The organism is Streptomyces fagopyri (assembly GCF_009498275.1).
GTDB classification, from domain to species: domain Bacteria; phylum Actinomycetota; class Actinomycetes; order Streptomycetales; family Streptomycetaceae; genus Streptomyces; species Streptomyces fagopyri.
Genome location: NZ_CP045643.1, coordinates 4,004,112 through 4,019,282, shown reverse-complemented (window position 1 = coordinate 4,019,282; position 15,171 = coordinate 4,004,112). Strand labels below are relative to the sequence as shown.

General features: G+C 67.7%; 20 protein-coding genes. 18 read left to right on the top strand and 2 right to left on the bottom strand.

Annotation, left to right across the window (positions count from 1 at the left end; all coding sequences use genetic code 11):
• Positions 1-9 precede the first annotated feature (9 nt).
• From rplF to truA, 15 genes are all read left to right on the top strand, one after another.
• Positions 10-549 carry a 50S ribosomal protein L6 gene (gene rplF, locus GFH48_RS17135; protein ID WP_153289111.1) on the top strand — a complete coding sequence of 180 codons (540 nt, stop codon included), beginning with the start codon at positions 10-12 and terminating at the stop codon, positions 547-549.
• A gap of 3 nt (positions 550-552) precedes the next feature.
• Positions 553-936, top strand: coding sequence for a 50S ribosomal protein L18 (rplR, locus tag GFH48_RS17130; protein ID WP_067367094.1), 384 nt, complete (start codon positions 553-555; stop codon positions 934-936).
• 41 nt (positions 937-977) lie between these two features.
• On the top strand, positions 978-1,583 hold the full coding sequence (gene rpsE, locus GFH48_RS17125; protein ID WP_037694140.1) for a 30S ribosomal protein S5: 606 nt from the start codon (positions 978-980) through the stop codon (positions 1,581-1,583).
• Positions 1,584-1,585: 2 nt separating this feature from the next.
• Entirely contained in the window at positions 1,586-1,768 is a 183-nt protein-coding gene (gene rpmD / locus GFH48_RS17120; RefSeq protein ID WP_060901490.1) for a 50S ribosomal protein L30, read from the top strand.
• A gap of 2 nt (positions 1,769-1,770) precedes the next feature.
• A complete protein-coding gene (gene rplO / locus GFH48_RS17115) occupies positions 1,771-2,226 on the top strand; it encodes a 50S ribosomal protein L15 (protein WP_007443991.1) in 456 nt (151 codons plus the stop codon).
• Between the two features lie 224 nt (positions 2,227-2,450).
• A complete protein-coding gene (secY, locus tag GFH48_RS17110; protein WP_148010030.1) occupies positions 2,451-3,767 on the top strand; it encodes a preprotein translocase subunit SecY in 1,317 nt (438 codons plus the stop codon).
• Positions 3,767-4,429 (top strand): adenylate kinase, encoded by a 663-nt coding sequence (locus GFH48_RS17105; protein ID WP_153289110.1) that lies wholly within the window; start codon positions 3,767-3,769, stop codon positions 4,427-4,429. The genes secY and GFH48_RS17105 overlap by 1 nt, the downstream gene beginning before the upstream one ends.
• Positions 4,430-4,543: 114 nt before the next feature.
• Complete coding sequence (gene map / locus GFH48_RS17100) at positions 4,544-5,380, top strand: type I methionyl aminopeptidase (RefSeq protein ID WP_153289109.1); 837 nt, start codon at positions 4,544-4,546, stop codon at positions 5,378-5,380.
• 299 nt (positions 5,381-5,679) lie between these two features.
• Positions 5,680-5,901 carry a translation initiation factor IF-1 gene (gene infA / locus GFH48_RS17095; RefSeq protein ID WP_003948620.1) on the top strand — a complete coding sequence of 74 codons (222 nt, stop codon included), beginning with the start codon at positions 5,680-5,682 and terminating at the stop codon, positions 5,899-5,901.
• A gap of 70 nt (positions 5,902-5,971) precedes the next feature.
• Positions 5,972-6,085 (top strand): 50S ribosomal protein L36, encoded by a 114-nt coding sequence (gene rpmJ, locus GFH48_RS17090; protein ID WP_003998809.1) that lies wholly within the window; start codon positions 5,972-5,974, stop codon positions 6,083-6,085.
• A 209-nt stretch (positions 6,086-6,294) separates the two neighbouring features.
• Complete coding sequence (gene rpsM / locus GFH48_RS17085) at positions 6,295-6,675, top strand: 30S ribosomal protein S13 (RefSeq protein WP_153289108.1); 381 nt, start codon at positions 6,295-6,297, stop codon at positions 6,673-6,675.
• 64 nt (positions 6,676-6,739) lie between these two features.
• The gene (gene rpsK, locus GFH48_RS17080) at positions 6,740-7,144 is read left to right on the top strand and encodes a 30S ribosomal protein S11 (protein ID WP_003956432.1); all 405 of its coding nucleotides are present in this window, start codon (positions 6,740-6,742) and stop codon (positions 7,142-7,144) included.
• Between the two features lie 154 nt (positions 7,145-7,298).
• Positions 7,299-8,321, top strand: a complete 1,023-nt coding sequence (locus GFH48_RS17075; RefSeq protein ID WP_003966937.1) for a DNA-directed RNA polymerase subunit alpha — start codon at positions 7,299-7,301, stop codon at positions 8,319-8,321.
• A gap of 193 nt (positions 8,322-8,514) precedes the next feature.
• Complete coding sequence (gene rplQ, locus GFH48_RS17070; protein WP_153289107.1) at positions 8,515-9,036, top strand: 50S ribosomal protein L17; 522 nt, start codon at positions 8,515-8,517, stop codon at positions 9,034-9,036.
• Between the two features lie 92 nt (positions 9,037-9,128).
• The gene (gene truA, locus GFH48_RS17065) at positions 9,129-9,995 is read left to right on the top strand and encodes a tRNA pseudouridine(38-40) synthase TruA (protein WP_153289106.1); all 867 of its coding nucleotides are present in this window, start codon (positions 9,129-9,131) and stop codon (positions 9,993-9,995) included.
• A gap of 153 nt (positions 9,996-10,148) precedes the next feature.
• On the opposite strand, the gene GFH48_RS17060 is transcribed toward truA, so the two are convergent.
• Positions 10,149-11,036 carry a hypothetical protein gene (locus GFH48_RS17060; RefSeq protein ID WP_153289105.1) on the bottom strand — a complete coding sequence of 296 codons (888 nt, stop codon included), beginning with the start codon at positions 11,034-11,036 and terminating at the stop codon, positions 10,149-10,151.
• A gap of 634 nt (positions 11,037-11,670) precedes the next feature.
• On the opposite strand from GFH48_RS17060, the gene rplM reads away from it, so the two are divergent.
• The 3 genes from rplM to glmM all read left to right on the top strand — a co-directional run bounded on the left by rplM (position 11,671) and on the right by glmM (position 14,206).
• Complete coding sequence (rplM, locus tag GFH48_RS17055) at positions 11,671-12,114, top strand: 50S ribosomal protein L13 (RefSeq protein ID WP_153289104.1); 444 nt, start codon at positions 11,671-11,673, stop codon at positions 12,112-12,114.
• Positions 12,115-12,156: 42 nt separating this feature from the next.
• Positions 12,157-12,684 (top strand): 30S ribosomal protein S9, encoded by a 528-nt coding sequence (rpsI, locus tag GFH48_RS17050; protein ID WP_153289103.1) that lies wholly within the window; start codon positions 12,157-12,159, stop codon positions 12,682-12,684.
• A gap of 163 nt (positions 12,685-12,847) precedes the next feature.
• Positions 12,848-14,206 carry a phosphoglucosamine mutase gene (glmM, locus tag GFH48_RS17045; RefSeq protein ID WP_153289102.1) on the top strand — a complete coding sequence of 453 codons (1,359 nt, stop codon included), beginning with the start codon at positions 12,848-12,850 and terminating at the stop codon, positions 14,204-14,206.
• Here glmM and GFH48_RS17040 read toward each other — a convergent pair.
• Positions 14,203-15,144, bottom strand: coding sequence for a DUF389 domain-containing protein (locus GFH48_RS17040; RefSeq protein WP_153289101.1), 942 nt, complete (start codon positions 15,142-15,144; stop codon positions 14,203-14,205). The two genes, glmM and GFH48_RS17040, sit on opposite strands and share 4 nt — an antisense overlap.
• Positions 15,145-15,171: the final 27 nt, after the last annotated feature.

Genomic DNA, 15,171 nt, shown 5'->3' with positions numbered 1-15,171 from the left:
GAAACAGCTATGTCGCGCATTGGCAAGCTCCCCATCACGGTTCCCGCCGGCGTGGACGTCACCATCGATGGCCGTACGGTCCAGGTGAAGGGCCCCAAGGGCACCCTCTCCCACACCGTCGTCGCGCCGATCGAGATCGTCAAGGGTGAGGAAGGCGTTCTGAACGTCACCCGCCCCAACGACGAGCGTCAGAACAAGGCCCTGCACGGCCTGTCCCGCACGCTGGTGGCGAACATGATCACCGGCGTGACCCAGGGTTACGTGAAGAAGCTCGAGATCAGCGGTGTTGGTTACCGCGTCCTGGCGAAGGGCTCCAACCTGGAGTTCTCGCTCGGCTACAGCCACTCGATCACGGTCGAGGCGCCCGAGGGCATCTCGTTCAAGGTCGAGAACCCGACGCACTTCTCGGTCGAGGGCATCGACAAGCAGAAGGTCGGCGAGGTTGCGGCCAACATCCGCAAGCTGCGCAAGCCCGACCCGTACAAGGCCAAGGGCGTCAAGTACGAAGGCGAAGTCATCCGCCGCAAGGTCGGAAAGGCGGGTAAGTAAGCCATGGCATACGGTGTCAAGATTGCTAAGGGCGACGCTTACAAGCGTGCTGCCATCAAGCGTCGTCACATCCGGATCCGTAAGCACATCTCGGGTACGGCTGAGCGTCCGCGCCTGGTCGTGACGCGTTCCAACCGCCACATCGTGGCCCAGGTCATCGACGACGTTAAGGGTCACACCCTGGCGTCGGCGTCGACCCTGGACACCACGGTCCGTGGTGGCGAGGGCGACAAGTCGGCTCAGGCGAAGTCGGTCGGCGCTCTTGTCGCCGAGCGCGCCAAGGCCGCCGGTGTCGAGGCTGTCGTATTCGACCGTGGTGGAAACCAGTACGCCGGGCGCATCGCCGCCCTGGCGGACGCCGCCCGCGAAGCCGGACTCAAGTTCTGAGTCGGTTCCGTAGCTAGCGGAAACAGAGAGAGGTAATTCCAATGGCTGGACCCCAGCGCCGCGGTGGCGGTGCCGGTGGCGGCGAGCGGCGGGACCGGAAGGGCCGTGACGGCGGCGCAGCTGCCGCCGAGAAGACCGCGTACGTTGAGCGCGTTGTCGCGATCAACCGCGTCGCCAAGGTTGTGAAGGGTGGTCGTCGCTTCAGCTTCACCGCGCTGGTCGTGGTGGGCGATGGTGACGGCACCGTCGGTGTCGGTTACGGCAAGGCCAAGGAGGTGCCGGCCGCGATCGCCAAGGGTGTTGAAGAGGCCAAGAAGCACTTCTTCAAGGTCCCCCGTATCCAGGGCACCATCCCGCACCCGATCACGGGCGAGAAGGCCGCGGGCGTCGTCCTGCTCAAGCCTGCTTCCCCCGGTACCGGCGTCATCGCCGGTGGCCCGGTGCGTGCTGTGCTCGAGTGCGCCGGCGTTCACGACATCCTGTCGAAGTCGCTCGGCTCGTCCAACGCGATCAACATCGTGCACGCGACCGTGGCGGCCCTCAAGGGCCTGCAGCGTCCCGAGGAGATCGCGGCTCGCCGTGGTCTGCCCCTCGAGGACGTCGCCCCCGCGGCTCTGCTGCGTGCGCGTGCGGGAGCGGGTGCGTAATCATGGCTCAGCTCAGGATCACGCAGACGAAGTCGTACATCGGCAGCAAGCAGAACCACCGCGACACACTGCGTTCGCTCGGGCTCAAGCGCCTGAACGACGTGGTCGTCAAGGAGGACCGCCCCGAGTTCCGCGGAATGGTGCACACCGTCCGCCACCTCGTGACGGTTGAGGAGGTCGACTGATCATGGCGGAGAACAACCCGCTCAAGATCCACAACCTCCGTCCCGCCCCGGGCGCCAAGACCGCGAAGACCCGTGTGGGTCGTGGTGAGGCGTCGAAGGGTAAGACGGCCGGTCGTGGTACCAAGGGCACGAAGGCCCGCTACCAGGTTCCGGAGCGCTTCGAGGGCGGGCAGATGCCCCTCCACATGCGCCTCCCGAAGCTGAAGGGCTTCAAGAACCCGTTCAAGACCGAGTTCCAGGTCGTGAACCTCGACAAGCTGGCCGCGCTGTACCCGGAGGGTGGCGAGGTCACCGTCGAGGGTCTCGTCGCCAAGGGTGCCGTTCGCAAGAACAGCCTGGTCAAGGTCCTCGGCCAGGGCGAGGTCTCCGTGGCGCTGCAGGTGACGGTCGACGCCGTCTCCGGCTCCGCCAAGGAGAAGATCACCGCCGCCGGCGGTACCGTCACCGAGCTCGTCTGATCACTTCAGGCGCCTCGATGACTTGAGCGATCCCGACCGGGGATGCCCCAACAAATGGGGCATCCCCGGTTGGTCGTTCCAAGGGGGGCGGTGTCGCCGGTAAGGTGGCCTGCACTGCCGACTTTCGTCCGGTGTCCCGCTGGGCGGCAGTTGACCGATACCTATTCGTCGAACCTCAAGACCATCACCCTTGACGCAGTTGCGCGGGGGTCGCAGGAGGCACCGTGCTCACCGCGTTCGCCCGGGCGTTCAGGACGCCCGACCTGCGCAAGAAGCTGCTCTTCACGCTCGCCATCATCGTGGTCTACCGGGTCGGTACGCACATTCCGATCCCTGGCGTCGACTACAAGAACGTCCAGACCTGTATCGACGCGGCCTCGAAGGGCAACCAGGGGCTGTTCGGTCTCGTCAACCTGTTCAGTGGTGGCGCGCTGCTGCAGATCACGATCTTCGCGCTCGGCATCATGCCGTACATCACGGCGAGCATCATCCTGCAGCTGCTGACGGTGGTGATCCCGCGCCTCGAAGCCCTCAAGAAGGAGGGCTCGTCCGGCACCGCGAAGATCACGCAGTACACCCGTTATCTGACGGTGGCTCTCGCCATCCTGCAGGGCACCGGTCTGGTCGCGACCGCGCGCAGCGGCGCCCTGTTCAGCGGCTGCCAGGTGGCCAACCAGATCGTGCCGGACCAGTCGATCTTCCAGACCGTCGTCATGGTCGTCACCATGACCGCCGGTACCGGCGTCGTCATGTGGCTGGGCGAGCTCATCACGGACCGCGGCATCGGCAACGGCATGTCGATCCTGATGTTCATCTCGATCGCCGCCAGCTTCCCGTCCGCGCTGTGGGCCATCAAGAAGCAGGGCACGCTGGCCGGAGGCTGGATCGAGTTCGGCACGGTCATCCTCGTCGGCCTGGTCATGGTCGGCCTGGTGGTCTTCGTCGAGCAGGCCCAGCGGCGCGTTCCCGTCCAGTACGCGAAGCGCATGATCGGCCGCCGCTCCTACGGGGGTACGTCCACGTACATCCCGCTGAAGGTCAATCAGGCGGGTGTGATCCCCGTCATCTTCGCGTCGTCGCTGCTCTACATCCCGGCGCTGGTCGCCCAGTTCTCCAACGGAAACTCCGGCTGGAAGACCTGGATCACGCAGAACCTGACCAAGGGCGACCACCCGATCTACATCACGATGTACTTCCTCCTGATCGTTTTCTTCGCGTTCTTCTACGTGGCGATCTCCTTCAACCCCGAGGAAGTAGCCGACAACATGAAGAAGTATGGTGGCTTCATCCCGGGCATCCGGGCTGGCCGACCGACCGCTGAGTACCTCAGCTACGTACTCAACCGGATCACCTGGCCGGGGTCGCTGTATCTGGGTCTGATCGCTCTCGTACCGACGATGGCGTTGGTTGGCTTCGGGGCAAGCCAGAACTTCCCGTTCGGTGGTACCAGCATCCTGATCATCGTGGGTGTGGGTCTTGAGACGGTGAAGCAGATCGAGAGCCAGCTTCAGCAGCGCAATTACGAAGGGTTCCTCCGCTGATGCGAATCGTCCTCGTCGGGCCACCCGGTGCCGGGAAGGGAACGCAGGCCGCGTTCCTTGCCAAGAACCTGGGGATTCCGCACATCTCCACGGGCGACCTCTTCCGTGCCAACATCAGTCAGGGCACGGACCTCGGCAAGCAGGCGAAGGCGTACATGGACGCCGGCAACCTGGTGCCCGACGAGGTCACCATCGGGATGGCCAAGGACCGCATGGAGCAGGCCGACGCCGCGAACGGCTTCCTGCTGGACGGCTTCCCTCGTAACGTCTCGCAGGCCGAGGCGCTCGACGAGATGCTGAATGCCGAGAGCATGAAGCTGGACGCGGTGCTGGACCTGGAGGTCCCCGAGGACGAGGTGGTCAAGCGCATCGCGGGCCGCCGTATCTGCCGCAAGGACTCGAGCCACGTCTTCCACGTGGAGTACAAGAAGCCGCAGCAGGACGGTGTCTGCGACGTCTGCGGCGGTGAGCTGTACCAGCGCGACGACGACTCCGAGGAGACCGTCCGCACGCGGCTGGAGGTCTACCACACGCAGACCGAGCCGATCATCGACTACTACAAGGCCCAGGGCCTGGTCGTGACGATCTCGGCACTCGGCAAGGTGGAAGAGGTCACGGCGCGCGCCATGGAGGCGCTCAAGAGCAAGGCCGACGACAAGTAGTCGTCACGCTGCTTCGGCCGCGGTGCCCTCCGGGGTGTCGCGGCCGTAGTGTTGTACAGGTAGTCGTTCGTGTACGCAGTCGGTTGACGGAGAAGACGGAGAGCGCGGGCCGCCATGGTGCAGATCAAGACCCCCGAGCAGATCGCCAAGATGCGTGAGGCGGGCCTGGTCGTGGCCGCCGTGCACGCGGCCACACGCGAGGCGGCGGTGCCCGGCGCGACGACGCGGGACCTCGACGAGGTGGCGCGCAAGGTGCTCGCGGAGCACGGCGCGAAATCGAACTTCCTTGGGTACGGCGGTTTCCCCGCGACCATCTGCACCTCGGCCAACGAGGTCGTCGTGCACGGCATCCCGGACGACAAGACCGTCCTGAAGGACGGCGACGTCATCTCCATCGACGCGGGCGCGATCGTGGACGGCTGGCACGGGGACGCGGCGTACACCGCGTTCGTGGGATCCGGCCACGCTCCCGAGCTGATCGAGCTCTCCCGGGTGACCGAGGAGTCGATGTGGGCGGGCATCGCGGCGATGAGGTCGGGGAACCGGCTCGTCGACGTCTCCCGCGCGATCGAGACGTACATCCGCCGCCAGCCGAAGCCCGGCGGCGGCCGGTACGGGATCATCGAGGACTACGGCGGCCACGGCATCGGCACCGAGATGCACATGGACCCGCACCTGCTGAACTACGTGGAGCGCCGGCGCGGCAAGGGCCCGAAGCTCGTCCCCGGCATCTGCCTGGCCGTCGAGCCGATGGTGTCCCTCGGCACACCGAAGACCGAGGTGCTGGAGGACGACTGGACCGTCATCACGACGGACGGCACGTGGTCCTCGCACTGGGAGCACTCGGTGGCGGTGACGGAGGAGGGCCCGCTGGTCCTGACGGCTCCGGACTGCGGCAGGGCGAAGCTGGCGGAGTACGGAGTGACGGCGGCGCCGGACCCGCTGGCGTAGCCGGGCGGGCCGGGTGCCGGGAGAGCTCCGGTACCGGTTCCCGGCGGACCGGCGGCGTCGGCCCCGGCGCCTTCTCGTTCCACCTGTTCGCGTTCCGGCGGTTCGCTTCCGTCGCGCCGGCCGTTTTCGTGCCCAATCACCGGAGGGGTCCCGGTTAAGGATCTCCCTGATGGGGCATTCTTCCTCGATTCGTCTTTCCGGGTGCCCTGACGTAGACTGACTCGTCGGCTCTCGTGTACCCGCATGTCTGCATGCGCTTGGACGGAGTCGATCAAGGTAGTCGATTCGAAGGGCGAAGCGTGGCCAAGAAGCAAGGTGCCATCGAGATCGAGGGCACTGTCGTCGAGTCTCTTCCGAACGCAATGTTCAAGGTAGAGCTCCAGAACGGCCACCAGGTTCTGGCACACATCAGCGGCAAGATGCGTATGCACTACATCCGCATCCTCCCTGACGACCGGGTCGTGGTGGAGCTGTCTCCGTACGACCTGACGCGTGGCCGGATCGTCTACCGATACAAGTAGATCTTGCCTTTACTCCGTGTCCCCGGTTCCGGGGCGCGGGTGGTGGCACTGACCCGGAGAACCTCACCTAATGAAGGTCAAGCCGAGCGTCAAGAAGATCTGCGACAAGTGCAGGGTGATCCGCCGTCACGGCCGGGTCATGGTCATCTGCGAAAACCCGCGCCACAAGCAGCGCCAGGGCTGACGCACGACCGCACCTTCTGCACCCGCAGATACTTCGCGCGACGCAAGCAGTACATGTTCATACGCAGAATCCAGGGCTGAGTCTCATCAGGCCTGACACCCCCGGTCGGAGGCCGGGGACCCCTTCGTACCGAATCTTCATGAGAGAAGAGGACGGCGGGCGGGATCCGGTTCTGCGGAAGACCTCCGAACGACAACTGGAGCCATTGAATGGCACGCGTTTCCGGTGTTGACATCCCGCGCGAAAAGCGTGTGGAGGTCGCCCTGACCTACGTGTTCGGCATCGGCCGGACCCTTTCCCAGCAGACGCTGGCCGAGACCGGCGTGAACCCGAACACCCGCGTTCGTGACCTCTCCGAGGAGGAGCTGGTCAAGATCCGCGAGTACGTGGACGCCAACCTGAAGACCGAGGGTGACCTCCGTCGCGAGGTTCAGGCCGACATCCGCCGCAAGGTCGAGATCGGCTGCTACCAGGGTCTGCGCCACCGTCGTGGCCTGCCCGTCCACGGTCAGCGCACCAGCACGAACGCTCGTACCCGCAAGGGCCCGCGTCGCGCCATCGCCGGTAAGAAGAAGCCGGGCAAGAAGTAGTCCTCAGCGGACGCTTATCAGCGGTCTTCGCTGTAGGACCGACCACCTCCCGTAGGAGTAATAGATGCCCCCCAAGGGTCGTCAGGGCGCTGCCAAGAAGGTGCGCCGCAAGGAAAAGAAGAACGTCGCTCACGGGCACGCTCACATCAAGAGCACGTTCAACAACACGATCGTCTCGATCACGGACCCCTCGGGCAACGTGATCTCCTGGGCCTCCGCCGGCCACGTCGGCTTCAAGGGCTCGCGCAAGTCCACCCCCTTCGCCGCGCAGATGGCCGCCGAGTCGGCCGCCCGCCGCGCGCAGGAGCACGGCATGCGCAAGGTCGACGTCTTCGTCAAGGGCCCGGGCTCGGGCCGCGAGACGGCGATCCGTTCGCTGCAGGCGACCGGTCTCGAGGTCGGCTCCATCCAGGACGTCACGCCGACCCCGCACAACGGCTGCCGTCCGCCCAAGCGCCGCCGCGTCTGACGCACGGCCGCTTGTCGGCTTGAGGTTTCCGGGCGGTACGGCTCCGTAAAAGGGCCGTATCGCCCGTATCCTTGCAGTACCCGTACGGTGAAAACGTACGGTTCCGTCGGGCGTCAAATAGCGGGCGTCCACGAAAGAAGGATCTGATCCACACATGCTGATCGCTCAGCGTCCCTCGTTGACCGAAGAGGTCGTCGACGAATTCCGCTCCCGGTTCGTGATCGAGCCGCTGGAGCCGGGCTTCGGTTACACCCTCGGCAACTCCCTGCGTCGGACCCTCCTCTCCTCGATCCCGGGTGCGGCGGTCACGTCCATCCGCATCGACGGCGTTCTGCACGAGTTCACCACCGTGCCGGGCGTCAAGGAGGACGTCACCGACCTGATCCTCAACATCAAGCAGCTCGTCGTCTCCTCGGAGCACGACGAGCCGGTCGTGATGTACCTGCGCAAGCAGGGTCCGGGTCTGGTCACCGCCGCCGACATCGCGCCCCCGGCCGGTGTCGAGGTGCACAACCCCGACCTCGTCCTCGCCACGCTCAACGGCAAGGGCAAGCTGGAGATGGAGCTGACCGTCGAGCGCGGTCGCGGCTACGTCTCCGCCGTTCAGAACAAGCAGGTGGGCCAGGAGATCGGCCGTATCCCGGTCGACTCCATCTACTCGCCCGTTCTGAAGGTCACCTACAAGGTCGAGGCGACCCGTGTCGAGCAGCGCACCGACTTCGACAAGCTGATCGTCGACGTCGAGACCAAGCAGGCCATGCGTCCCCGTGACGCCATGGCGTCGGCCGGTAAGACCCTGGTCGAGCTGTTCGGTCTGGCCCGTGAGCTCAACATCGACGCCGAGGGCATCGACATGGGCCCGTCCCCCACGGACGCCGCCCTCGCCGCTGATCTCGCCCTGCCGATCGAGGAGCTCGAGCTCACCGTTCGGTCGTACAACTGCCTCAAGCGTGAGGGCATCCACTCCGTGGGTGAGCTCGTCGCCCGCTCCGAGGCCGACCTCCTGGACATCCGTAACTTCGGTGCGAAGTCCATCGACGAGGTCAAGGCGAAGCTGGCCGGCATGGGCCTGGCCCTCAAGGACAGCCCGCCCGGATTCGACCCGACCGCCGCCGCCGACGCCTTCGGCGCCGACGACGACGCGGACGCGGGCTTCGTGGAGACCGAGCAGTACTGAGCTCTCCGCGGAGAACACGGTTCTGCGGCCGCGGGCCCGCTTCGGCTGGTCCCGCGGCTTCCCGCGCCCCCTCGGGGGCTCGGACCCTCCGGACACCGCGAAAGAGGCGTCCGGATCTCCGACAGGCGACCGCCTGCTCGGATACTGACCCTGGTACCTGATACGGCCGGGGCAGACACCTAGGAGAAAGACCATGCCGAAGCCTGCCAAGGGTGCCCGTCTGGGCGGCAGCGCCGCGCACGAGAAGCTGCTCCTCGCGAACCTCGCGAAGTCGCTCTTCGAGCACGGCCGCATTACCACCACCGAGGCGAAGGCCCGTCGCCTGCGCCCGTACGCGGAGCGTCTGGTCACCAAGGCGAAGAAGGGTGACCTTCACAACCGCCGTCAGGTGCTCTCGGTGATCACGGACAAGAGCATCGTGCACACGCTCTTCACCGAGATCGGCCCGCGCTACGAGAACCGCCCGGGTGGCTACACCCGTATCACCAAGATCGGTAACCGCCGTGGCGACAACGCGCCCATGGCCGTCATCGAGCTGGTGGAGGCCCTGACCGTGGCCCAGCAGGCCACCGGTGAGGCCGAGGCGGCCACCAAGCGTGCCGTCAAGGAAGACACCCTCAAGAAGGACGAGGCCGTCGAGGCCAAGTCCGACGAGGTCGTCGAGGACGCCAAGCCGGCCGACGAGGCCGCCGCCGAGGAGTCCAAGGACGCCTGAGGCACTGCCTGGCTGTGAGAGCGGGTCCGTCCCTTCGGGGGCGGGCCCGCTTCCGCGTTCCTGGGAGTTTCCGGCCTTGAGAGGATCTGGGTGTGAGTGACGAAGCAGAAGACGGGTTCGTACGGGTGCGGCTCGACCTGTCGTACGACGGGAGCGAGTTCTCCGGATGGGCCAAGCAGGCCGGGGGCCGGCGGACCGTGCAGGGGGAGATCGAGGACGCGCTGCGTACGGTGACGCGCTCCCACGGGACCGGGTACGAGCTGACGGTCGCCGGGCGCACCGACGCCGGGGTGCACGCGCGCGGGCAGGTGGCGCACGTCGACCTGCCGGCGGAGCTGTGGGCCGAACACCGGGAGAAGCTGCTGAAGCGGCTGGCGGGGCGGCTGTCGAAGGACGTGCGGGTGTGGTCCCTGACCGAGGCGCCCGCCGGGTTCAACGCGCGTTTCTCGGCCGTCTGGCGGCGCTACGCGTACCGCGTCACCGACAACGCCGGAGGCGTGGATCCGCTGTTGCGCAATCACGTCCTGTGGCACGACTGGCCGTTGGACGTCGACGCGATGAACCAGGCCGCGGCCGGGCTCGTGGGCGAGCACGACTTCGCCGCCTACTGCAAGAAGCGCGAGGGCGCGACGACCATCCGCACGCTCCAGGAGCTGAGCCTGGTGCGCGGGGACGACGGGATCATCACCGCGACCGTCCGCGCGGACGCGTTCTGCCACAACATGGTGCGGTCGCTGATCGGGGCGCTGCTGTTCGTGGGGGACGGGCACCGCGGGCCCGAGTGGCCGGGCAAGGTGCTGGCCGCCGGCGTGCGGGACTCGGCCGTCCATGTCGTACGGCCGCACGGGCTGACGCTGGAGGAGGTCGGCTATCCCGCCGACGAGTTGCTGGCCGCGCGCAGCAAGGAGGCGCGCAACAAGCGCACCCTGCCCGGCGTGCCCGCGTGCGACACCTGCTGAGTGGCTCCCGCGCGCGAACGGCGCGGGGGAGGGGCGCCGGGTGCGCCTTTGGGCGCGGCCCCGGCGAGGAGCGTGGCCGGTGCGCCGCGCGGGCGTCCGGCCGCCGGTGCGCGGTGGCCGGGGGCGGCCCGGTCCACCCGCGCCGGCCGGTGACTACCGGTTGGCCGCCGACGACGCCTGCGCCTCGCCGCGGCGGCGGATCTGGCGGAAGGTGAACTCGCCCAGGTCGTCGCCGGCGGTGAAGACCTCGGCGCTCTTGGTCGTCGCGTCCTTGCCGTTGGTGAAGCCGGCCAGCGTGAAGTACACGTAGCGGCCGTAGAAGTTGGTGGTCGAGCGGCAGACCGACTTGCGGCAGAAGGTCGCGACGCCCTGGCCGGGCAGCGAGATGATGATGCTCTTGGTGTCCGCCTGGGCCCTGGCCTTGGCCGCCTGGGCCGAGGTGTCGAAGACCGCGACGCCCACGGTCACCGCGACGCCGTCCTTGCTGTACGTGACGCGCATCAGCCGGGTGCAGCCGTTGTCGGTGAGGGCCTTGGGGAGCGTCTTCTGCGCGCCCGTCGCGCATTTCGTCGTCGAGTCGGTCGGACCCTTGCGGTAGACGCGGTCACCCATGGTCAGCTGCGAACCGGGGAAGAGGATGTCCGGGCTGAGCGGAGCGGTGTCCTTCTTGGCGCTGGATATGAAGTCCTTCGGATCCAGCGGCGGGGGCGCCGACGTCGGCGCGAACGAGGGCGCCGACGCGCTGGTGTCGCTCGGGACGGCCGCGGTGCCGGGCCCCTTGCCGGACTGGTTCGACGCCGTGTTGCCGTTGTCGCCGTTCGCGGAGACGACGGCCATGGCGACGGCCGCGCCGACGGCGAGCGTCGCGATCGCCGAGCCGCCGATCACCAGCAGCCTGCGGCGCCTGTTGCGCGTCTCGGACGCCTCGGCGAGTGCCGCCCAGTCCGGAGTCCTGGTTCCGCTGCCCCAGTCGGGTTGCTGAGAACCAGGCTTCCACGGATCCCACGGGGGCTCCCCCTGCCCACCCTGCCCATAGCTCATGGGGCGCATCTTAGACGGGCGTTGGGGGGTGCCGTTCCGCACCGGGGGACAGCTGAGCCCCTAGCGTGACCTGACCGCGCACGGGCAAAAGTGACATCTCCGGGTGGTTGGTACGTCACGCCTCCCGGCGGGGCCGTCCGTTCTGTGGTGACATCCGCGCGGCTGTCATGGGGACGGTGACCTCGTGCGCGCGGGCGGCGGCGCACGGGGACGGGTGCGGCGCGCGGAGGCGGGATGCCGTGGGTTTCCTCACATGGGCGCCGGGCCGGCGATGCGGCATGTCTTTCGGGACTGGCTTACCCTGGTTCCGCAGGCTGCAGCGGCGGCCGTGCGGCCGGGAGCTGCCCCGGGGCGTTCGACGCCGAGGGGCGTGAGCCGTCCGTCCGGACGACTGCCCGCGGCGCCCGCCGCAAGAGCGCGTTTTGACCCGTCCGGGGAAGCGCGGGTACTCTTGCAGTTCGTTATGTGTATTGGCTTGCTCATTCTCACGTGAGGGGCCCTTACACCGGTCCACCGGGGCCGATGACCAGCGACCAGCACTCGGTATGCGTCACCGAGGTGCGGTCAGGGCTGTCGTGATCGTCCGTGGTGGCCATGTCAGGACCCACTCACTGAAGAAGCGAAGGCTACGACCGTGCGTACGTACAGCCCCAAGCCCGGCGACATCACTCGCCAGTGGTACGTCATCGACGCCCAGGATGTCGTCCTGGGTCGTCTGGCGACCACTGCTGCGAACATTCTGCGCGGCAAGCACAAGCCGATCTACGCCCCCCACGTCGACGCTGGTGACTTCGTCATCATCATCAACGCGGACAAGGTGCACCTCTCCGGCAACAAGAAGACCCAGAAGCTGGCGTACCGCCACTCGGGTTACCCGGGTGGTCTGCGCTCCGTCCGTTACGACGAGCTGCTGGCGAAGAACCCCGAGAAGGCCATCGAGAAGGCCATCAAGGGCATGGTTCCCAAGAACACCCTGGGCCGTCAGGTGCTCTCGAAGCTGAAGGTCTACGCGGGCGAGAACCACCCGCACGCTGCGCAGCAGCCGGTCCCGTTCGAGATCACCCAGGTCGCGCAGTAGTTCCGGCCACCCCCTAAGACGAAAAAGAATCTGAGGAGAATCGTGGCCGAGACCACCGTTGAGCAGCCGGTCGAAGAGACTGAGACCGAGCTTGTCGACATCGAGAGCTACACCAGCGAGTCCGAGGTCCCCGTCGAGGGCGAGTACACCTCCGAGTCGCTCGCGGGCCGCTTCGGCGACCCGCAGCCGGCCGCCGGCCTGGGCCGTCGCAAGAACGCCATCGCCCGCGTCCGTATCGTCCCGGGCACCGGTAAGTGGAAGATCAACGGTCGCACCCTTGAGGACTACTTCCCCAACAAGGTGCACCAGCAGGAAGTCAACGAGCCCTTCAAGGTGCTCGAGCTCGACAACCGCTACGACGTCATCGCCCGCATCTCGGGTGGCGGCGTCTCCGGTCAGGCCGGTGCGCTCCGTCTCGGTGTCGCCCGCGCGCTGAACGAGGCCGACGTCGACAACAACCGCCCGGCGCTGAAGAAGGCCGGCTTCCTCAAGCGCGACGACCGTGCGGTCGAGCGCAAGAAGGCCGGTCTCAAGAAGGCCCGTAAGGCCCCGCAGTACAGCAAGCGTTAATCACCGCCTGCTGGTAGTCGTACGACCGTTCGCCCCGGCGGCACGCTGTGTGCCGTCGGGGCGTTCGTTTATCACCAGCCCAGGGCGTATAACGGCACAAGGCGCTCAAAGGCTTGCATGATCGGATGACTTCCGAATACTGAGCATCATCAGGAGGACACCAGTGGGACGACTCTTCGGCACGGACGGCGTGCGCGGTGTCGCCAACGCGGATCTGACGGCCGAGCTGGCGCTCGGTCTCTCCGTAGCGGCGGCGCATGTGCTGGCCGAGGCGGGTACGTTCGAGGGCCACCGGCCGGTGGCAGTGGTCGGGCGGGACCCGCGCGCGTCCGGGGAGTTCCTGGAGGCCGCCGTGGTCGCCGGGCTGGCCAGCGCCGGCGTGGACGTCCTGCGCGTCGGTGTGCTGCCCACCCCCGCGGTGGCGTACCTCACCGGTGTGCTGGGTGCCGACCTCGGTGTGATGCTCTCGGCCAGTCACAACGCCATGCCGGACAACGGCGTCAAGTTCTTCGCCCGCGGCGGGCACAAGCTCGCCGACGAGCTGGAGGACCGGATCGAGGCCGTGTACGACGAGCACCGCACCGGCGCGCCGTGGGACCGGCCGACGGGTTCGGGCGTCGGGCGCGTGCGCTCGTACGACGAGGGCTTCGACCAGTACGTCGCCCATCTGATCGGTGTGCTCCCGAACCGTCTGGACGGTCTCAAGGTCGTCCTCGACGAGGCGCACGGCGCCGCCGCCCGGGTGTCCCCGGAGGCCTTCGCGCGGGCCGGCGCGGAGATCATCACGATCGGTACCGCCCCGAACGGCCTGAACATCAACGACGGTTGCGGTTCCACGCACCTCGACCTGCTCAAGGCCGCCGTGGTCGAGCACGGCGCCGATCTCGGCATCGCGCACGACGGTGACGCCGACCGCTGCCTCGCCGTGGACCACACGGGCGCCGAGGTGGACGGCGACCAGATCCTGGCCGTACTCGCGCTGGCGATGCGGGAGCGTTCCGCACTGCGCTCCGACACCGTTGTCGCGACGGTCATGTCCAATCTGGGCTTCAAGCTCGCCATGGAACGCGAGGGCGTCTCGCTCATCCAGACCGCGGTCGGTGACCGCTACGTCCTGGAGGAGATGAAGGAGCACGGCTACGCGCTCGGCGGCGAGCAGTCCGGCCACGTGATCATCCTCGACCACGCCACGACCGGCGACGGCACGCTGACCGGCCTGATGCTGGCCGCGCGCATCACCCAGACGGGCCGTACGCTCCAGGACCTCGCGTCCGTCATGGTGCGGCTGCCGCAGGTCCTCGTCAACGTCCCCGACGTCGACCGCTCACGGGTGAACAGCTCCGCCGAGCTGGCCGCCGCGGTCGTCGAGGCCGAGCGTGAACTCGGCACCACCGGCCGGGTGCTGCTGCGTCCGTCCGGCACCGAGCCGCTGGTCCGGGTCATGGTCGAGGCCGCCGACATCGACCACGCCCGGTCGGTGGCCGGGCGGCTCGCGGACGCCGTGAAGTCCGCGCTCGGCTAACCGGGAGCGGGTGTCACCCCACGCTGCCTCGCCCAGAACCACTTCTGGGCGAGCAGGGTGAGGGTCCCCGAGAGCACGATGCCGCCCAGGTTGGCGAGCAACTGCCAGGTGGAGCCCCAGGTCTGGGAGTAGTCCGTGTAACTGAGGGCGACCGCCGCGTTCGCCGCCGCCGGGACCGTGGTCACCGAGATCGCGACGCCGATCAGCGCGCCCGACTTCGCGGAGGTCAGGGACAGGGTGCCCGCGATCCCCGCGAGGAAGGCCACGACGAAGGACATCCAGTCGGGCTTCCAGATGAAGGCCGTGTTCGGGCGCGGTGCCTCCACCATCGCCCGCTCGAACAGGCCCAGGCCGTCGAGGAGCAGGCTGAAGCCAGCGGTCAGCACCATGGCGAGGGCGAATCCCGCGAGCAGCGCCCACAGTGACCGCCAGACCAGGTGCGGGGCGCGCCGCACCAGCGCCGTCGAGATCCCGGCGAGCGGTCCGAACTCCGGTCCCACGGCCATCGCGCCGACGATCAGGATCGCGTTGTCCAGCATCACACCGCAGGCCGCGAGCATCGTCGCGACCGCCAGCAGCGCCACGTAGGTGACACTGAGCGTCGACTCCTCGTGCGAGGCGTCCGCCAGTTGTTCCCACAGCACCGCGTCGGCGCCCTCGCCCGGCGCCGCCTCCTCGGCCCGGTCGGCGCGGCTGGAGAGCGACAGATCGATGTTCTCGACGGCGATCGAGCCGGTCCGGTCGAGGTCGAACTCCCGGAGCGCGCCGATCAGTTCGTCGCCCGCCTCGCGGGCGACGTCGCACATCACGACGTCGCCGGCGGGGTCGCGCGCGGCGCCCGGCAGCACGACGAGATGAGTGGTGCCGACCGTATCCCCGATCAGGCGCACCACCTCGTCGGTCCGTGCGGCCGGTGTGATCAGGCGAAGATGCAGCATGCCGGGCAGGGTAGCCCCACCGAACAG

Bases quoted from the DNA above. Each gene is read 5' to 3' on its own strand.
- rplQ (WP_153289107.1), top strand. From the start codon at position 8,515: ATGCCGAAGCCTGCCAAGGGTGCCCGTCTGGGCGGCAGCGCCGCGCAC.
- rpmJ (WP_003998809.1), top strand. From the start codon at position 5,972: ATGAAGGTCAAGCCGAGCGTCAAGAAGATCTGCGACAAGTGCAGGGTG.
- rplO (WP_007443991.1), top strand. From the start codon at position 1,771: ATGGCGGAGAACAACCCGCTCAAGATCCACAACCTCCGTCCCGCCCCG.
- rpsK (WP_003956432.1), top strand. From the start codon at position 6,740: ATGCCCCCCAAGGGTCGTCAGGGCGCTGCCAAGAAGGTGCGCCGCAAG.
- GFH48_RS17105 (WP_153289110.1), top strand. From the start codon at position 3,767: ATGCGAATCGTCCTCGTCGGGCCACCCGGTGCCGGGAAGGGAACGCAG.
- rpmD (WP_060901490.1), top strand. From the start codon at position 1,586: ATGGCTCAGCTCAGGATCACGCAGACGAAGTCGTACATCGGCAGCAAG.
- GFH48_RS17075 (WP_003966937.1), top strand. From the start codon at position 7,299: ATGCTGATCGCTCAGCGTCCCTCGTTGACCGAAGAGGTCGTCGACGAA.
- rplR (WP_067367094.1), top strand. From the start codon at position 553: ATGGCATACGGTGTCAAGATTGCTAAGGGCGACGCTTACAAGCGTGCT.
- GFH48_RS17040 (WP_153289101.1), bottom strand. From the start codon at position 15,144: ATGCTGCATCTTCGCCTGATCACACCGGCCGCACGGACCGACGAGGTG.
- rplF (WP_153289111.1), top strand. From the start codon at position 10: ATGTCGCGCATTGGCAAGCTCCCCATCACGGTTCCCGCCGGCGTGGAC.
- rpsM (WP_153289108.1), top strand. From the start codon at position 6,295: ATGGCACGCGTTTCCGGTGTTGACATCCCGCGCGAAAAGCGTGTGGAG.
- rpsE (WP_037694140.1), top strand. From the start codon at position 978: ATGGCTGGACCCCAGCGCCGCGGTGGCGGTGCCGGTGGCGGCGAGCGG.
- GFH48_RS17060 (WP_153289105.1), bottom strand. From the start codon at position 11,036: ATGAGCTATGGGCAGGGTGGGCAGGGGGAGCCCCCGTGGGATCCGTGG.
- map (WP_153289109.1), top strand. From the start codon at position 4,544: ATGGTGCAGATCAAGACCCCCGAGCAGATCGCCAAGATGCGTGAGGCG.